The sequence below is a fragment of the Roseicyclus sp. genome (assembly GCF_052168335.1).
Classification (GTDB): domain Bacteria; phylum Pseudomonadota; class Alphaproteobacteria; order Rhodobacterales; family Rhodobacteraceae; genus Roseibacterium.
Window position 1 is genome coordinate 1 of the sequence record NZ_JBQLZP010000414.1, and the last position, 16,466, is coordinate 16,466.

The 16,466-nt window shown below is 69.2% G+C and carries 14 protein-coding genes, 1 tRNA gene and 1 pseudogene; 11 read left to right on the forward strand and 5 right to left on the reverse strand.

Features of this window, described 5'->3' with window-relative positions; genetic code table 11:
* Positions 1 to 29 precede the first annotated feature (29 nt).
* Positions 30 to 938, forward strand: coding sequence for an ABC transporter substrate-binding protein (locus ACTS11_RS12575; RefSeq protein ID WP_442640657.1), 909 nt, complete (start codon positions 30 to 32; stop codon positions 936 to 938).
* A 58-nt stretch (positions 939 to 996) separates the two neighbouring features.
* On the forward strand, positions 997 to 1,743 hold the full coding sequence (locus tag ACTS11_RS12580) for a siderophore-interacting protein (RefSeq protein ID WP_442640658.1): 747 nt from the start codon (positions 997 to 999) through the stop codon (positions 1,741 to 1,743).
* A gap of 123 nt (positions 1,744 to 1,866) precedes the next feature.
* Here ACTS11_RS12580 and ACTS11_RS12585 read toward each other — a convergent pair whose 3' ends face one another.
* Positions 1,867 to 3,033 carry an ROK family transcriptional regulator gene (locus ACTS11_RS12585; RefSeq protein ID WP_442640659.1) on the reverse strand — a complete coding sequence of 389 codons (1,167 nt, stop codon included), beginning with the start codon at positions 3,031 to 3,033 and terminating at the stop codon, positions 1,867 to 1,869.
* Positions 3,034 to 3,164: 131 nt separating this feature from the next.
* On the opposite strand from ACTS11_RS12585, the gene ACTS11_RS12590 reads away from it, so the two are divergent.
* From ACTS11_RS12590 to ACTS11_RS12615, 6 genes are all read left to right on the forward strand, one after another.
* Positions 3,165 to 4,469 (forward strand): extracellular solute-binding protein, encoded by a 1,305-nt coding sequence (locus ACTS11_RS12590; RefSeq protein ID WP_442640660.1) that lies wholly within the window; start codon positions 3,165 to 3,167, stop codon positions 4,467 to 4,469.
* A gap of 63 nt (positions 4,470 to 4,532) precedes the next feature.
* Positions 4,533 to 5,414, forward strand: coding sequence for a carbohydrate ABC transporter permease (locus tag ACTS11_RS12595; protein WP_442640661.1), 882 nt, complete (start codon positions 4,533 to 4,535; stop codon positions 5,412 to 5,414).
* 4 nt (positions 5,415 to 5,418) lie between these two features.
* Entirely contained in the window at positions 5,419 to 6,327 is a 909-nt protein-coding gene (locus tag ACTS11_RS12600; protein ID WP_442640662.1) for a carbohydrate ABC transporter permease, read from the forward strand.
* Positions 6,324 to 7,385 (forward strand): ABC transporter ATP-binding protein, encoded by a 1,062-nt coding sequence (locus ACTS11_RS12605; RefSeq protein ID WP_442640663.1) that lies wholly within the window; start codon positions 6,324 to 6,326, stop codon positions 7,383 to 7,385. Before ACTS11_RS12600 ends, ACTS11_RS12605 begins: the two co-directional genes overlap by 4 nt.
* Positions 7,382 to 8,098, forward strand: coding sequence for a DUF1868 domain-containing protein (locus ACTS11_RS12610; RefSeq protein ID WP_442640664.1), 717 nt, complete (start codon positions 7,382 to 7,384; stop codon positions 8,096 to 8,098). Before ACTS11_RS12605 ends, ACTS11_RS12610 begins: the two co-directional genes overlap by 4 nt.
* A 3-nt stretch (positions 8,099 to 8,101) precedes the next feature.
* On the forward strand, positions 8,102 to 8,920 hold the full coding sequence (locus tag ACTS11_RS12615) for an inositol monophosphatase family protein (protein ID WP_442640665.1): 819 nt from the start codon (positions 8,102 to 8,104) through the stop codon (positions 8,918 to 8,920).
* Here ACTS11_RS12615 and ACTS11_RS12620 read toward each other — a convergent pair.
* From ACTS11_RS12620 to ACTS11_RS12630, 3 genes are all read right to left on the reverse strand, one after another.
* A complete protein-coding gene (locus ACTS11_RS12620; protein ID WP_442640666.1) occupies positions 8,836 to 9,213 on the reverse strand; it encodes a DUF6538 domain-containing protein in 378 nt (125 codons plus the stop codon). The genes ACTS11_RS12615 and ACTS11_RS12620 overlap by 85 nt on opposite strands.
* A gap of 59 nt (positions 9,214 to 9,272) precedes the next feature.
* Positions 9,273 to 9,347: transfer RNA gene (locus ACTS11_RS12625), tRNA-Asn, on the reverse strand.
* A gap of 70 nt (positions 9,348 to 9,417) precedes the next feature.
* Positions 9,418 to 10,335: an MBL fold metallo-hydrolase gene (locus ACTS11_RS12630; protein ID WP_442640667.1), complete on the reverse strand. Its 918-nt coding sequence runs from the start codon at positions 10,333 to 10,335 to the stop codon at positions 9,418 to 9,420.
* Here ACTS11_RS12630 and ACTS11_RS12635 point away from each other — a divergent pair.
* The 3 genes and pseudogenes from ACTS11_RS12635 to ACTS11_RS12645 all read left to right on the forward strand — a co-directional run bounded on the left by ACTS11_RS12635 (position 10,334) and on the right by ACTS11_RS12645 (position 13,773).
* A complete protein-coding gene (locus tag ACTS11_RS12635; protein ID WP_442640668.1) occupies positions 10,334 to 11,647 on the forward strand; it encodes an ATP-binding protein in 1,314 nt (437 codons plus the stop codon). The genes ACTS11_RS12630 and ACTS11_RS12635 overlap by 2 nt on opposite strands.
* A gap of 164 nt (positions 11,648 to 11,811) precedes the next feature.
* Positions 11,812 to 12,300 (forward strand): annotated as a pseudogene (locus ACTS11_RS12640) (DUF3291 domain-containing protein).
* 159 nt (positions 12,301 to 12,459) lie between these two features.
* Complete coding sequence (locus ACTS11_RS12645; RefSeq protein ID WP_442640669.1) at positions 12,460 to 13,773, forward strand: MFS transporter; 1,314 nt, start codon at positions 12,460 to 12,462, stop codon at positions 13,771 to 13,773.
* Here ACTS11_RS12645 and treY read toward each other — a convergent pair.
* Positions 13,770 to 16,091, reverse strand: coding sequence for a malto-oligosyltrehalose synthase (treY, locus tag ACTS11_RS12650; protein WP_442640670.1), 2,322 nt, complete (start codon positions 16,089 to 16,091; stop codon positions 13,770 to 13,772). The genes ACTS11_RS12645 and treY overlap by 4 nt on opposite strands.
* Positions 16,092 to 16,466 lie beyond the last annotated feature (375 nt).

Consider the following 16,466-nt stretch of genomic DNA (forward strand, 5'->3'; position numbering starts at 1 on the left):
TGAATCACTCAACAATAAGGCGGCGCACCATGACCCTCTTTCGATCCTTCCTCGCGGCGGTTCCCGTTGCGGCCCTCCTCTTCGCCGGTGCGCTCCAGGCGCGCGAGGTCGAGCATGCCCTCGGCGTCACCGAGGTTCCCGACGCGCCGCAGCGGGTCGTCGTGCTGACCAACGAGGGCACCGAGGCGCTGCTGGCGCTCGGCGTCACGCCCGTGGGCGCGGCGAATTCCTGGAACGGCGACCCGTGGTGGGACCACATCGCCGAGGCGATGGGCGACGCCGTACCGGTCGGAACCGAGAGCGCGGTGAATCTCGAGCTTGTCGCGGCGCTCGAGCCCGACCTCATCATCGGGAACGCGCAGCGCCACGAGGAGATCTATCCGCAGCTCTCCGCCATCGCGCCGACGGTGATGTCCCAGGAACTGCGCGGCGACTGGAAGATCAACTTCCGCCTCTACGCCGAAGCCCTCGGCCGCGAGGCGCAGGGCGCGGCCGCCATCGCGGACTACGATGCCGCCGTCGCCGGCCTGCGGGAGCGGCTCGGCCCGGCGCTCGAGGAGGAGGTCTCGGTCATCCGCTTCCTTCCCGGCCAGATCCGCATCTACCAGCTCGACAGCTTCTCGGGCGTGCTGCTGCAAGACCTCGGCTTCCGGCGGCCCGAGATCCAGGACGTCGAGGCCTTCGCCATCTTCACCGGCAAGGAGGCCATCCCGGACATGGACGGCGACCGGATCTTCCACTTCACCTGGGACACCGGCGACGGCGAGGGCGACGCGCTCGCCAACGAGGTTCTGGCGGACCCGCTCTGGCAATCCCTCTCGGCCGTTCAGGCGGGCAATGTCCACGCCGTCAGCGACGCGATCTGGAACACGGCGGGCGGCATCCTCGCCGCCGGGCTGATGCTCGAGGACATCGCGCGGATCTATGGCGTCGAGTGATCCCGTCCGCGCGGTCAGGGTCGAGCGGGTCGCTCCGCTCGGCCCGACGATGCGGCGCGTGACCTTCGCGCCCGAGGGCGACCCGCACCCGACGGAGGTGCGCCCGCATGGCGGCCATTGCCGCCTGTTCTTTCCCGACCCGCAGGATGCAACGGTCCCGCGCGCCCGCGCCTTCACCTATCGCCGCTGGCACGCCGACGGGCGGTTCGACGTCGATTTCGTCGTCCACGACGGGGACGGTCCGGCCGCGCGATGGCTGCGCCGGGCGGCGCCCGGGGACGCGATCGGCTGGCGCCATGGCGGCCCGCCGAAGATCACGTTGCAGGAGCCGGGAGCGTACAAGAGCTTTCTCGTCGCCGACGCCACCGCGCTCCCGCTTGTCTCTGCGTTGCTGGAGACGGCCGACGCGACAAGGCCGGTTGAGGTGCTCCTTCTGCCGGACGCGGATGGACCGCTGCCGCGCCTCGATCCCTCGCGGGACGTCTCGGTTCAGTCTGGTCGAAGCGTCGAGGACATCGAGGCGCGCCTTCGCCTGTCGCTGCGTGGCCACAGCCTGTTCCTTGCGGCGTGCGAGGCAGGGGCGATGCGCCGGCTCAGGCGGCTCGTGCTGGACGGCATCGGGCTCGACCGAAGCCAAGTCGTCACTTCGGGCTACTGGAAGGCCGGGCTGACCACCGAGGAAGTCGATATTGCGAAGCGGGAGGCGTCCTGGTTCGGAGACGGCGCGTTTCCGGATGGAGAAGCACTCCCTATCCGGTCACGGATCGCGAGGTTCCCGAAGGTCGGCCAAGGGCCGTTCTCGTAAAGGGCATCGAAGGGCAGATCGGGCGGGACGCGGACGTTTGCAATTGCGTCCGAGCAGGTGCCGAAACGCAACGGGATCATCGGAACCTGGCGGATCCGGGAACGCGGGCGTTCGTTCGGGCCATCAGAAGAACCCTTTCTTGAGGGCCATCGCGGCAGCACCGATGGCCGAGGTCTCTCCGCCGATCTCCGAGACCTGAAGGCGCGGCATGCGACGGCGGATCCCGTGGCGCGGATGATCCCAGAATGCGGTGCGCGCGATGAGCGCCTCGGCCAGGGCGCGCGGGATCTGGCCGCCGAAGACGATCACCTCGGGATCGACCACCGCGCTCAGGACGTTCACGACGCGGTTGTGATAGGGTTCGACCCGGTCCAGCCAGTCCGAGACGCTAGGCCACGTGATCTCGAATTGCCGGGAAAGGTCGTAAATCGTCGTCACGTCCACCCCGTTGGCCTGCAATGTTTCAAGCAGGCTCCGCAGCGCCGGCCTGTCGGGCATCTCGGCGGGGGTGAACATCCCCGACAACTCGCCGGCATTGCCAAAAGCCCCACGGGCCAGCTCGCCGTCCAGGATGATCCCGCCGCCGAACCCGTAGTTGAACGACAGGTAGACGAAATTGTCGACCTCGCGCCCGACTCCCAGCATCTGCTCGCAGATTGCGCCGGTGTTGGCGCCGTTCTCTGTCCAGACCGGCAGGCCGAAATGCTCCGACAGGAGCGGGCCAAGCTGGACATCCGACCAATGCGACAACGGCTCGGGCGCGTTGTAGCGTGACCCTTCGATCACGAAGCCGGAGATGGCGAAGCCGATGCCGAAAAGATCCTCGGCGGCGAAACCCGCCTCGGCGCGCAAGGCCGCGATCACGTCGCCGACCCGCGCCAGGCCCTCCCGCAGCGTCAGGTCGCTGATCGGCACGGACCGCGTCCGCACGCCGCCCGCGAAATCCATCACGGCGATGCCCGCGCTGTCGGTATTGATCGAGATGCCGGCCACGCAGGCATGGCGCGGGTTGATCGACAGGCGCGGGCTGGGCTTGCCCTTGTAGGCTGGCGGCTCGAGATCACCGAGGATCAGGAGACCGCGATCGGCCAGCTGCGCGATGATGCGGTGGATGGATTGCTGCGTCAGGTCCAGCCGGGCGCCAAGCGCCGAGCGCGCCAGCCCCGCGTTGCGCCAAACTTGCGACAGCACGAGACGCTCGTTCCCGGAGACAGCTTCGGCGACGTCAGGCGCACGCCGGAAACGGGTGGGTAGGTAGGTCCATGGGTCATGGTCGGTCGCGCGCATCATCGCGCGAACATACCCGCGTCCCGTGTGATTTCCAGCGGCAGACTTTCGTCATTCCATTGTCACACACAAAGTGTAACAAATGCTCCTGACAACCCGTCTTCGGCGATTCCGCAACCCCTGGGAGGTTCTCCATGACCATCAAGTCCTTCATCCTGCCCGTGCTGGCGTTCAGCGCCCTCGCGCCCGCCGCGCAGGCCGCAGACATCGAGTTCTGGTACGGCAATACCGGCGTCACCGAAGAGGCCATTCAGGGCCATTGCGAGGCGTTCAACGCCGCGCAGGACGCCCATACGATCACCTGCGTCGGCCAGGGCAGCTACGAGGCAGGCATGCAGACCGCCATCGCCGCCTACCGCTCGGGCGAGCATCCCGTGCTGATCCAGTTCTTCGATGCCGGCACGCTCGACCTGATGCTGTCGGACGCGGTGCTGCCGGTCTCCGACATCATGCCCGACGTGGACTGGTCCGACTACAACACCGGCGCACGCGGCTACTATCAGACCTCGACCGGCGCGATGTTCTCGCAGCCCTACAACGGGTCCACGCTGCTGTTCTATGCCAACATGGACATGCTGGGCGAAGTCGGCGTGACCGAGGTGCCGCAAACCTGGGAGCGCGTGATCGAGGTGGCGCGCCTGTTGCAGGCCGACGGCCATGCCTGCCCCTTCGTCACCGACGGCCATCCGTGGCGCGTGCTGGAGCAGTTCTCGGCACGTCACGGCGCGGCCATCGCGACGAACAACAACGGATACGCGGGCCTCGACGCCGAATACAGTTTCAACACCGGCCCGGTGGCCGACCACCTCGCCAACCTCGCCGCCTGGCGCGAGGAGGGACTGGTGCGCCTCAACGCCGATACGGCGGCCGGGAACTACGTCGCGGCCTTCAACGCGGGCGAATGCGCGATGATGGAGGCCTCCAGCGGGTCCTTCGGCGCGATCCGGGCCGCCCTGGGTGATGCCGCCGCGCTCGGCATGGCGCCGATGTACGAGGGCGTCGAGCGCCGCAACACCTTCATCGGCGGGGCCTCGATCTGGGTCATGAAGGGCCATGAGGACGCGGATTACGAGGCGGCGGTGGCCTTCCTGAACTTCGTGCGCGAGACCGAACAGCAGATCGAGATGACCCGCATGACCGGCAACCTGCCGGTGACCATGGCGGCCTTGAACGAGCTTGTGGCCAGCGGTCGCGCCGTGGAACCGGAATTCGCCACCGCCGAAATGGGCGTCGCCTCGCTCAACCAGCCGGGCAACGAGAACTCGCGCGGCATCCGCCTCGGCTTCTACGTGCAGTTCCGCGATGTGTTCATCGAGGAGACGCAGCGCGCCTTCAACGGCGAGCAGACGATGCAGGCCGCGCTCGACAATTCGGTGGTGCGGGGCAACGAATTGCTGCGCCGTTTCGAGCAGACCTACCGGGGCGTCACCCTGCCCTGATCGCGGCACAAGACACCGGCACCGGCGCGCATTGCGCCGGTGTCATTCATCAGGAGCAGGACGATGCAAAAGGGCTTCTACTCCGGCAGGTGGACCTATGCGGCCCTTGTCGCGCCGATCCTGGTCCTGATCTTCCTGTTCTTCTATGTCCCCGTCGGGCTGGCCTTCTTCTGGTCGCTGTTCCTGGAGCGTCCCTTCGGAGGCGGCTCGCAATTCGTGGGCCTCGACAATTTCGCGCGGGTGCTGTCGGACGCGGAATTCTGGGACGCGCTCCGGCGCACCGCCATCTTCATGATCGTCGCCCCCGGCCTCGCCATCGGGATCTCGCTGATGCTGGCGCTGGCCGCCGACAGGGGCCTGCGCGGGTCGGCGGCCGCGCGCAACATCCTCATCTGGCCCAAGGCGGTCGCCGGGGCCTCCATCGGCGTGGTGTTCGTCTTCATCTTCAATCCGTTCCTGGGCATCTTCGCGCCGCTCAACGAGATCTGGCCGGGCCTTTGGAACCCGCGCATCGACGGCACCGATGCCTTCGTCACCATCGTCGTGGCGCAGGTCTGGAACGGCATCCCGTTCAACTTCATCATCCTGCTGTCCGGTCTGCAGACCATCCCCGACACCGTGACCAAGGCCGCGGTGATGGATGGCGCAAGCCCGTGGCGGCGGGTCCGGGACATCCAGATCCCGCTTCTGACGCCGCAGTTGTTCCTGACCTTCGTGCTGGAATTCGTCGGCACCGTGGTCGAGGCCTTCGGCCTGATCGACACGATGACCGAGGGCGGCCCGGGCGGGGCCACGACGCTGTTGATCTACAAGATCTATGTCGACGGGTTCAAAGCCTATGACCTGTCGGGGGCGGCGACGCAGACCGTCATCCTGATGCTTTTCGTGCTGATCATGGTCGCCTTGCAATTCCGCCTTGAAAGACACGTGAAGTACGAAAGGTGAGCCGATGATCGAACGCACCAAGAGCATCGACATCGCCGCGCGGATCGTGCTGATCGTCGGCGTCGCCTTCATCCTCGCGCCGCTGGTGATCGCCTTTCTGACCGCCACGCTGTCCTACGAGCAATTCGTGCGCAACGGCGGCATCACGCTGCAGATCGGCGGGCATTTCCTCGACAATCTCGCCCATATCTGGACGGAAACGGCGCTGCCTGCGCAATTGTGGAACTCCATCGTGATCTCGACGCTGGTGGCGGCGATCAAATGCGCCTTCGCCTTCACGGCGACCTTCGCGCTGGTCTTCTTCGACAACCGGCTGAATCGCCTCGTCTTCGCGCTGACGCTCGTGACGGTGATGCTGCCGCTGGAATTGGTCGTGATCACCACCTACCAGATCGTGGCCAATGTCGCGATGCCGCTCAACTGGCTCCTGTCGCTGACGGGGCTGGGCGAGATCACGGGGCTGGGCAGCGATCTGCGGCTCAGCCTGCTCGACACCTATATCGGCGTCGCCGCGCCCATCGCCTGCGGATCCACCAGCGTCTTCATCTACCGACAGTTCTTTCTGTCGCTGCCGCGCGACCTGCCCAGGGCCGCGGCGATGGACGGGGCGGGGCCGTGGCGTTTCATGTGGGACATCCTGCTGCCCCTGTCCTGGACGCCGCTGGTGGCGACCTTCATGTTCTGGTTCATCGGCGGCTGGACGCAATACCTCTGGCCGCTGGTCGCGGCCTCCACGCCGGATGCGCAACCGGCGGTCGTGGGGCTTGCCCGGCTGGCCACCTCCGAACCGGATCGCATCCCCGAAGTGCCGATGCTGATGACCGGCGCGCTCTTCGTGTCCTTCCTTCCCGTCGTGCTGATCGCCGTGATGCAAAGGCAGATCGTGCGCGGCCTCAACCTGTCGGAGAAATGAGCGTGGCAGCGGACTCCATCCATCTCGACGCCGTCACGAAATCCTTCGGCGACACGCCCGTGATCGACGCCATCACGGCCACGCTGGGGGGCGGGGAATTCACCGTCATCCTGGGGCCGTCGGGCTGCGGCAAGTCCACCCTCCTGAACCTGATCGCGGGGCTGGAAGGACTGAGCGACGGCAGGATCCGCATCGGTACGCGCGAGGTGCAGGACCTGCCGCCCAAGGATCGCGGCTGCGCCATGGTGTTCCAGAACTACGCTCTCTATCCCCACATGACGGTGGCCGACAACATCGGCTACGCCTTGAAGGTCGCGGGCGTAGCCAAGCTGGAACGCGCCCGCCGCGTGGCCGAAGCCGCGCGGGTGGTCGAACTGGAGGGCCTGCTCGACCGCCGCCCCTCCGAGCTGTCGGGCGGGCAGCGCCAGCGCGTCGCCATCGCCCGCGCCATCGTGCGCGAGCCCAGGGTGCTCCTGTTCGACGAACCGCTCAGCAATCTCGACGCCAAGCTGCGGCATGGCATGCGGATGGAGCTGAGCCAGCTGCACCGCACCATCGGTGCGACGACGGTCTTCGTGACCCACGACCAGGTCGAGGCGATGACGCTGGCCGACAAGGTCCTGATCCTGAACAAGGGCCGGATCGAGCAGTTCGATACGCCGGATGCCATCTATCACCGCCCCGCCACGACCTTCGTGGCGGGCTTCATCGGGGCGCCGCCGATGAACCTACTTGCGGTGACGGGCCGCGGGGGCAAGCTGCGGTTGGACGACGGCACCGAAATGGCCCTCCATCCCCACGATGGTCCGGCCCTATTGGGCATCCGGCCGGAAAAGATCACGATCGGCGGCGAAGGCTTCGCAGCGCAGGTCGTTTATCGCGAGGATCTCGGTTCGCACACGGCCATCGTCGCGCGTCTTCCGGGCGGGCAAGAGGTTCAGGTGGCCACGCCGATCGGAATGCACCTGGCCCCCGCCGACACGATCACCCTCGATCTTCCACAAGACCACCTGCACCTGTTCGATCCCGCAACAGGACTACGACTGGAGACCCCATGAAAGACAGGCCGGACCCATCCCGCCCCGATCCCATCGCCTACCTTACAGGCAGGCTCGACGGCGCCGCCCGCCCGCCCGGCATCTCGCTTCCGGGCGAAGGCGGCAAATTCGCGACGGATGGCCATGTGCAGCATTGGCCGGGCAATACCTTCGTGCGCCATGTCCTCCCCGACAGCGACGCCCATGACGCCATCCGTGCGATGCAGGAAGAGGTGAAGATGAGCCGTTTCGCGGGCTTCTTCGCCTTCCTGCCGCCCAGTTCCTTCCACATGACGATCCTTGGCGGCATGTCCCCCGGCTTCGAGCCGCGCGGTCCGCGCCGCGACACGGTCAGCGCCGAATTGCTCGGACGTGTCGAGGGGTTGACCTTGCCCGCCACCCGGCAGGCGCGCGTGGCGGATCTCTATTGCGGGCACAGTCTGACCATGACGGGCACGGGGCCGGATGGCGATGCGCCGTTCCGCGCCGAACGCGACGCCCTGCGCGCGGCCACGGGGATCAACCCGGCGGATTACGACGACCACGTCTTTCACATCACGCTGGCCTATCTGATCGATTGGCTGACCCGCCCCACGGCCGAAGCGCTCGTCGCCTTCAGCGCAGAGCTGACCGAACGCTACCGCGCGTCCCTGTCGGATATTCCGCTTGGCCCGGTGGAATTCTGCAACTTCGAGACGATGCACCATTTCGAACCCCTCAAGGCGCTGGTCTGAGCCATGGTCCTGTCGGAGACAGAGCGCGACGGCCTGGTCGCCGCCGTCCGCGCCGCCGCCCGGACCGAAATCCTGCCGCGGTTCCGGCGGCTGGCGCCCGGGGATGTCGGCACCAAGACGTCGCCGAGCGATCTCGTCACCGTGGCCGACCGCGCCGCCGAGCGCATGCTGCACGACGCGGTGCGCATGCTCATGCCCGACGCGGCCATCGTGGGCGAGGAAGCGGTGTCGGAAGACCCGAGCATCCTCGACCGCCTCAAGCACGGCGGGCGCACGGTGCTCATCGATCCGATCGACGGCACCTGGAATTACGCTTCGGGGCTTGCGCTGTTCGGGGTGATCTTGGCGGTGGTCGAGGAAGGTCGGACCATGTTCGGCCTGCTCTACGACCCCGTCATGGACGACTGGGTCATGGCGGAGCGCGGCCGTGGTGTCTGGTTCTGCCGCCCCGGCGAAGCGGCAGCGCGCCTCGTCGGTCCACCTCCCCGCCGCAAATCGGAAGCCCAGGCTTTTGTCCCGCTCTTTCTCTACCCGCCCTCCGACCGGACACGGATCGCCGCAAGGCTGCCCGATTGGGGGCGTGTGACCAGCCTGCGCTGTTCGTGCCATGAATACAGGACACTGGCTTTCGGCCATGCGGACCTGATCGCGGCGCCGGCTCCCAAGCCGTGGGATCACGCGACCGGCGTTCTGATCGCCGAGGAAACGGGCGGCAGCGTATGGTCGGGAAAGCCGGGCTATGTCCTGACCGACTGCGAGACCACGCTTGTCGTCAAGGGGAGCGCTCCCGACGATCCCGGTTGGGTGTCCGATTTCCTGTGAGGCGCTCTACGCCTCGCCAGCCATGTCGTGCAGGGTGCAGGCTTGCCGAACGCTTCCACCCATCCGATGAGGTCGTCGGTGCATCGGGCCGCGAATGCGGCCCGCCGGCGTCCCTCGGACAGCACATGGGTTCGCAGCGAGAAGGCAAAAACCGATTGCTTGCGGACCCGCGCCAGGCTGGCGGGAACCCGGCGGCGGAAGACGAGGGTCGCGCCGCGCCGGAGGATGTGGATGCCCTGTGCAGCCAAGTGCGCGACGACCTCGCGACTCTCGTGTCGCGGAACGTGCCGCATTCCCCGCGCCTGACTGACTCGTCAGGGCTGCGCGTTGATTTCACTTGATTTTTGGGGATTGGCTCCGGCGGTAGGGATCGAACCTACGACCAATTGATTAACAGTCAACTGCTCTACCGCTGAGCTACGCCGGAACTGGCGCGTCACATAGCAAGTGGTCCCCTGCCTGTCCAGAGGGGCGCCGGGAAAAAACGGGCGCGGCGGTCAGGTGAGGGCGAAGCGGGCCGAGACGGTGAGGGGGTCTTCGGTCCCGGCAAGGTTTCTCTCATTCAGATCAAGGAGATGCGCGAGGACGTTGCGGGTGGCTGCGGGGAGGAGGACGGGGTCCAGATCGGTATAGATGGCGCGCGCGAGGTCCTCCGCGGTGGCGGGGCCGGACCTCTTCAGCGCGTCGCGGATCTGGGCTTCGCGGGCGCGGCGGTGAGCGATGAGTTCGGCCACGCGCGCGGCGGGATCGGCGACGGGATCGCCGTGGCCGGGGTAGTGGACGCGGTCCGCGCGCGCGGCGAGGCGGTCGAGCGTCGCCATGAAGGCCGTCATGTCGCCGTCGGGCGGCGAGACGAGCGAGGTGGACCAGCCCATCACCGTGTCGCCGACGAAGAGCGCGCCGCGCCACCCGAAGGACAGGTGGTTGGCCATGTGGCCCGGTGTGGCGAGGACCTCGATCCGGCCCCAGCCGCCCTCCAGCACGTCGCCCTCCGCGATCCGGGCATCCGGCGCGAAGTCGCGGTCCACCCCCTCGCCGCCGCCCGCGCCGCCCGAGCGGGCGAGCGCCTCCATCGCGGCGCTGCGGCCCCAGTCGGACGGCCCTGCGGCGAGGACAGGCGCGCCCGTGGCGCCGGCGAGGGGCCGGGCGAGGGGCGAATGGTCGAGATGGGAATGCGTGACGAGGATGGCGCCAACCCGCTCGCCCGGCCGGAGGGCGGCTAGGATCGCGGCGAGGTGGTCCTCGCGCGCCGGGCCGGGGTCGATCACAGCGACCTCGCCCTCGCCGAGGATCCAGGTGTTCGTGCCCCGGTAGGTCATCGGCGAGGGGTTCGGCGCGAGGACGCGGCGCAGCTCCGGCTCCGGTGCGTCGGCGCCCCTTTCCTCGGGCGCCCCCTGCCGCTTAGATGCGTCCATGACCCCGTTCTCCTGGCTCAAGCGCTTCGCCCCGCGCGGCATCTACGCCCGCGCCGCGCTCATCCTCATCCTGCCGGTGCTGGCGGTGCAGCTTGTCGTGTCCTCGGTCTTCATTCAACGCCATTACGAGAACGTGACGGAGCAGATGGCGCTGGCCCTCTCGCTCGACCTGCGGCTGATCCTCGCGCGCTTCGCGGAGGAGGGGATGCAGGCCGGCCTCGCCACGGCGCAGGCGCTGGAGGTGCGGGTCGACATGCCGCCGCGCGGCATCACCGAGGACCGGCGCGCCTTCTACGACCTCTCGGGCGCGGTGATGACCGAGATCTTCCGCGACCGGCTGCCGGACGTGCGCGCCGTCGACCTGTCGGAGAGCCCCCGTCACGCCGTGATCGCCATCGGCGAGGGCGCGGGGCGGCCCGCCATGGACCTCGTCGTGGCGCGGCGGCGCGTCTCGGCGTCGAACCCCCACCAGCTCCTCGTCATCATGGCCTCGACCGGCATCCTGATGACGGGGCTCGCCTACCTGTTCCTGCGCAACCAGCTCCGCCCGATCCGGCGCCTCGCCTCGGCGGCGGAGGCCTTCGGCAAGGGGCGCATGGTGCCCTACAGGCCCGGCGGCGCCTCGGAGGTGCGGAGCGCGGGACGCGCCTTCCTGGACATGCGCGCCCGGATCGAGAGCCAGATCGAGCAGCGGACGATGATGCTCTCGGGCGTCAGCCACGACCTGCGCACGCCGCTCACGCGGATGCGCCTGGGGCTCTCGATGCTGCCGGAGGAGCCGGAGGTGGCAGACATCCTGCGCGACGTGGACGAGATGGAGGGGCTTCTCGACACGTTCCTCGACTTCGCGCGGGGCGAGGCGCTGGACGATCCGGCCGAGAGCGATCCGGCGGCGCTCGCGCGCGGCGTGGTCGAGGCCGCGCGGCGGGGCGGGGGCGCCATCGCCTACGAGGGGCCGGAGACCGCCCCGCCGGTGCAGATGCGCCCCAAGGCCGTGCAGCGGGCGCTGACCAACCTCGTGTCGAACGCGCTCCGCTACGGCGAGACGGCGGTGGTGTCGGTCGCGCTCCTCGACCGCGCGTTGCGCTTCACGGTCGAGGACGACGGCCCCGGCATCCCGCCCGAGAGCCGGGGCGACGCCGTCCTGCCCTTCCTGCGGCTCGACACGGCGCGGAACCAGGACCGGGGCTCCGGCGTGGGCCTCGGCCTCGCCATCGCCAACGACATCGCCAAGCGCCACGGCGGAACGCTGAGGCTCGGCGAGAGCGCCCGGATGGGCGGGTTGAGGGTGGACCTCGTGCTGCCGCGCTGAGGGGGGCGTCGCGGCGTTCTCCAGCGGGAGCATCGGGGCTTGGGCGTGCAACGACCGCTCCGAGCGCTTCCTGGTCGTCAAGCTCGCGTTCTTGACCGGATAGCCATTCCCGATCACCTTCGCCGGCAACCAGGATGGAGCGAAAGATGCAGCACATCGCGCAGATGAACATGGGCTATCTCTTGCACCCTCTCGGCGACCCTCGAATTGCGGGCTTCGAGGAGAACACGGACCGGGTTAACCGAGTGGCCGACAGGTCGAACGGTTTCGTGTGGAGGATGAAGGATGAAGACCTCGCGCTTCCCGAGAATGATTGCGGCCGTTTGTTTGGACGCCCCGATGTGGCTCTGGCAACCCTCTCGGTTTAGGAAAGGTACGAGGACTTCGATCACTTCGTGCACAAGACCATCCACGGGGCGTTTCTGAACCGCCGGGCAGAATGGTTCGAAAGGCTCGAAGCGCCGTCCTATGTCATCTGGCCGATACCTGCGGGCCATATTCCGAACCTGGTAGAGGGCAGGGAAAGGCTGATGCTCCTGCGGGAACACGGGCCAAGCGACGAGGCATTTGGCTTCGGCTACAGGACCGGACCGGCCGCTGAAGGCCCGGCCGTGCTGAACCCCATGCGGCCGAATGACAGCAGCGTCCACTGAGCTGAGGTTGCGCTCGACACTGTCCGAGGAACTCCACGCAAGCCACTGCCCGTGATGCCTTCGTCTCCGCAGGGGGTCCGGTCCCAGCGGAACCGCGGAACGCGATGTTCCGGCCTTCGGGGGTGGCCATTCCGGCCGGGGCGGGTAACCTCGGGCGCGATGGTCAGGCAACTCGTTCCGATCTCGGCCCTGCTTCTCGGCTCGGGCCTTCTCGCCTACGGGGGCGGAATGCACGGGCTGATCCTGCCCGTGCGCGGCTCGGCCGAGGGATTCTCGGCGGCGGAGCTCGGCCTTCTCGGCACCGGCTGGGCCTTCGGCTACGTGGCGGGCTGCCTCGTCGCGCCGCGGATCGTGGGCGCGGTCGGCCATATCCGCACCTTCGGGGTCATGTGCGCCTTCGCGGCGGTGGCGGTCCTGTTGCAGGCGCTGGTCGTCGCGCCCTGGGCCTGGATTCCCGTCCGCGCCGTCTCGGGCTTCTGCTTCGCGGGGGCGGCGATGATCGTCGAGTCGTGGCTCAACGACCGCGCGCAGCCGGGCACGCGGGGCTCGATCTTCGGCATCTATTCCATGGTCGGCCTCTTCGGAGGCACGGCGGGGCAGATGTCGGTCGCGCTCGGCGACGCAAGCGGCTTCGTGTTCTTCGCGGTGGCGGCGATGGTCTACTGCCTCGCCCTCGTTCCGACCGCGCTCTCGACCTCGCCGTCGCCCGCGCCGCTGACCTCGGTGAAGCTCGATCTCCGCGCGCTCTGGCGAAACTCGCCCGTGGCGGTGGTGGCGGTCTTCCTCGTCGGCATCTCGAATGCGGCCTTCGGCACGCTCGCGGCGGTCTATGCCGACCGGGTCGGCCTCGCGCTGACGGCGATCGCGCTCTTCGCCAGCCTCCCCGTCCTGGCGGGCGCCTTCGCGCAGGTGCCCATCGGCTATGCCAGCGACCGGATGGACCGGCGCAAGGTGCTGGTGGCGACCGCGATCCTGGCGCTGCTCGCGGACCTCGCCTTCGTGATCCTGGTGCCCGAGGGCCGCGCGCTGAACCTCGCGCTCGCGGCGGTCTTCGGCGCGGCGATCTACGCGATGTATCCGCTGATCGTGGCCCATGCGAACGACAACGCGCCGCCCGGCACCTCGATCCAGGTCTCGGGCGGGCTTCTGATGATCTTCGGGCTCGGCTCGATCCTCGGGCCGCTTCTGGCCGGTGTCGCGATGACGCGGCTGGGGCCCGGGGGCCTGTTCCTCACGACGTTGGTGGCGCATGCGCTGATGATCGCCTTCGCGCTCTGGCGGATGGCCCGCAAGGCGCCGGTTCCCGAGGCCGAGAAGGGCGCCTTCCAGATCACGGTGCCTGCCCGGATCGCGACGCCCGAGACCGCCGCGCTCGCCGCCGGCGAGGAGGAGGCGCTGCCGCTGGAGGAGGCCGAAGCGCTCCGGGACGCCGCCGCGCCCGAGGAGGACGACCCCGACGCGGGCCGGGACTAGGCTTCGGAGAGGACGACCCGCACGGGTCCGTCTGCGCCCTCAGGGGGCCAGATGCGCTCGCCCTCGGGCAAGGCGGCGTCCAGCGCGCCCTTCGCCGCGTCCAGCCCGACCGCGACGCAGAGGCGCCTGCCGCCCCCGCTCCGCGCGAAGGCGCAGACCCGTGGCGGCGCCGCGAGGCGCTCGTATCCGCCCGCGAGGAACAGGTCCGGCACGTCCCGCCTCAGCCGCAGGAGCCGCCGGGTCAGGGCGAACTTCTCCCGCGCGAGGCCGTCGGGCAGCACCGCCGCATCCCCCAGCGCCCTGGCGCGGAGCTCGAAGTCCACGGCGCGCCGGTTGTCGGGATCGGTCAGCGCGAGGAAGGGCAGTTCGCAGCCCTGGTAGATGTCCGGGATGCCGGGGATCGTCAGCTTCAGCGCCGTCTGGATCAGGCTGAGGTCGCGGGCGGCCGCGACGATGGCGGCGACCTCGGGCGCATGGCGCGGGAAGTGCCCGGCGAGGCGGCGGACATAGGCCTGCGCCGTCTCCTCCAGCTCGAGGTCCGGCGCGGTCCAGAAGCTCTCGCTCTTGGCCTCGCGGAGCGCCTTGACGACGTGACCGGCGAGCCTGTCGCCCATGCCGTCGTCGTCGTCTCCGTCGCCCGGATCGAGGGCGAGGAAGGTCTGCGCGATGTACCAGACGAGGTTGGGGTTCAGCCGCTCGGGCGCGAAACCCCGGCAGATTCGGAACCACGCCTCGAAGGCCTCGGGCTCGCGCGTGATGGCGGCGATGCGCATCCGCGCGTCCTCGGATCGCTTGGTATCGTGCGAGGAGGTGAGGGTGAGCCCGTGCGGCATGTCGCGCGCCCGCCGCTCCATCGCGCGGTGGAAGCCGTCGATGCCGAGCGGGTCGTCGTCGGGCTCGCCGCCGACCTCGTTGGCGGAGAGGAGGCGCACCTCGCGGTAGAAGGCGGTGTCCTCGGCGCTTTTCGCGACGGCTGCGCCGGTGACCTGCTGCATCCGCAGCCGGAAGCGCGCGGTCTCGGGGCCCGGCCGCGTCAGCACCTCGGCGAGGAAGGGCAGGGCGCCGGGCTGCGTCGTCCGCTCCGCCGCGCGTTCGGCGGTGCTGCGGATGAGGGCGGCGTCCTGCGGGCCCACGTCGTCGTCCGTGGCATAGGTTCGGTAGCGCGGGAAGGCGGCGATGAACTCCATGAGCGCGAGGCGCAGCGTTTCCTGCCCGAACTCGACGCCGATCGGGTCGGCTTCGGCGATCTCGGCGAACATGGTCTGGAGCGACCAGAGCTCGGCCGCGAGGTCCTCGGTCATCACCTGGTGGCGGGCGCGGCGGATCACGTCCTCGACCGGGTCGGTGCGCCCCGTCGTCTCGCGATAGGTGGCGACGATGTGCTCGAGGCCCTCGGCATCGGTCAGGAGCCGCGACAGCGCGCGCGCCGCGACGTAGCCCGTGGTCCCCTGGACCGGCCAGGCGCGGGGCAGGGTCTCGGGGCCCGAAAGGATCTTCTCCACCCAGATGGGCGTCTCCGGCACCCGCGCGCGCAACCGCTCGAGATAGGCGGCGGGGTCGGTCAGCCCGTCGATGTGGTCTATGCGGATGCCGTCGACGATGCCCGCCTCGACCAGCTCGAAGAGGAGGCGATGGACGTCCTCGAAGACGCCCTCGTCCTCGACGCGGACACCGACGAGGCCGCTGATCGAGAAGAAGCGCCGGTGGCTGAGCGCGTCGTGCCCGGTGCGCCAGTGGACGAGGCGCCAGGGCTGCTCGGCATGAAGCGCGCGGAGCGCCTCCGTCCCGCCGCCCCGCGCGGCCTCGAGCGAGGCGGTCGCGGCCAGTGGCACGCGCAGTCCCCCCGCCGCGAGGACCGGACCGTCCGGGTCGTCCTCCACCGCGAGACCGCCCTCCGCCAGCACCTCCTCGAAGGGCGCGGTGAGCCACGGCAACCGGATGCGCCCGGCCAGCGGGTCGAGGTCGAAATGGCCGGCATGGCGGCTCTCCGCCCCCCGCCGCAGCACGTCGCGGAGCCAGGGGGTTTCCGGCGCAAAGGCCATGTGGTTCGGCACGATGTCGAGGATGAGGCCGAGGCCGTGCTCCTTCAGCGCCGCCGACAGCCGCTCCAGTCCTTCGCGTCCGCCGAGCGCCGGGTCGATTTCTCCGGGATCGGTCACGTCGTAGCCGTGGGTCGAGCCCGCTGTCGCAGTGAAGAGGGGCGAGGCGTAGAGATGGCTGATCCCGAGGCCGGCGAGATAGGGCGCGAGCGCGGCGGCCCGGTCGAAGTCCATGCCCTCGCGGAACTGGAGGCGGTAGCAGCTCGTCGGCAGGCGCATGGGCTCAGGCCTCCCGGATCGCGTGGAGGGTTCCGGCGCCGTGTCCCGGGCGGTGGACCGCTGCGCCCGCCGCCTCGGTGATTACGCCGCCGCAGCGCGCGCGGAGTGCCCGCCCCTCCGCCGTCGCGCGGAAGGGGGCCGCGTGCCGTGCGGCGCTGACGTGGCCGATGCCGGGACGCGTGCGCGACGTGGCGGCCCGGCGGGCCCTTGGGCGGTGGCGGTTCGTGGGCAGGCGCATGGGCTCAGGCCTCCCGGATCGCGTGGAGGGTCTGGGCTCGCGCGCCGCGGTGGCCGGTGCGGTGGATCACCTCGCCGTGCGCCTCGGGCAGGGCGGCGTCGCCGAAGCGCGCGCGGAGCGACAGGACCGCGTCCCCG

What these genes read in the sequence shown, in the direction of transcription:
- ACTS11_RS12575 (WP_442640657.1), top strand. Translation starts at nt 30, where the DNA reads ATGACCCTCTTTCGATCCTTCCTCGCGGCGGTTCCCGTTGCGGCCCTC.
- ACTS11_RS12585 (WP_442640659.1), bottom strand. Translation starts at nt 3,033, where the DNA reads ATGATGCGCGCGACCGACCATGACCCATGGACCTACCTACCCACCCGT.
- ACTS11_RS12590 (WP_442640660.1), top strand. Translation starts at nt 3,165, where the DNA reads ATGACCATCAAGTCCTTCATCCTGCCCGTGCTGGCGTTCAGCGCCCTC.
- ACTS11_RS12595 (WP_442640661.1), top strand. Translation starts at nt 4,533, where the DNA reads ATGCAAAAGGGCTTCTACTCCGGCAGGTGGACCTATGCGGCCCTTGTC.
- ACTS11_RS12600 (WP_442640662.1), top strand. Translation starts at nt 5,419, where the DNA reads ATGATCGAACGCACCAAGAGCATCGACATCGCCGCGCGGATCGTGCTG.
- ACTS11_RS12605 (WP_442640663.1), top strand. Translation starts at nt 6,324, where the DNA reads ATGAGCGTGGCAGCGGACTCCATCCATCTCGACGCCGTCACGAAATCC.
- ACTS11_RS12610 (WP_442640664.1), top strand. Translation starts at nt 7,382, where the DNA reads ATGAAAGACAGGCCGGACCCATCCCGCCCCGATCCCATCGCCTACCTT.
- ACTS11_RS12615 (WP_442640665.1), top strand. Translation starts at nt 8,102, where the DNA reads ATGGTCCTGTCGGAGACAGAGCGCGACGGCCTGGTCGCCGCCGTCCGC.
- ACTS11_RS12620 (WP_442640666.1), bottom strand. Translation starts at nt 9,213, where the DNA reads ATGCGGCACGTTCCGCGACACGAGAGTCGCGAGGTCGTCGCGCACTTG.
- ACTS11_RS12635 (WP_442640668.1), top strand. Translation starts at nt 10,334, where the DNA reads ATGACCCCGTTCTCCTGGCTCAAGCGCTTCGCCCCGCGCGGCATCTAC.
- ACTS11_RS12630 (WP_442640667.1), bottom strand. Translation starts at nt 10,335, where the DNA reads ATGGACGCATCTAAGCGGCAGGGGGCGCCCGAGGAAAGGGGCGCCGAC.
- ACTS11_RS12645 (WP_442640669.1), top strand. Translation starts at nt 12,460, where the DNA reads ATGGTCAGGCAACTCGTTCCGATCTCGGCCCTGCTTCTCGGCTCGGGC.
- treY (WP_442640670.1), bottom strand. Translation starts at nt 16,091, where the DNA reads ATGCGCCTGCCGACGAGCTGCTACCGCCTCCAGTTCCGCGAGGGCATG.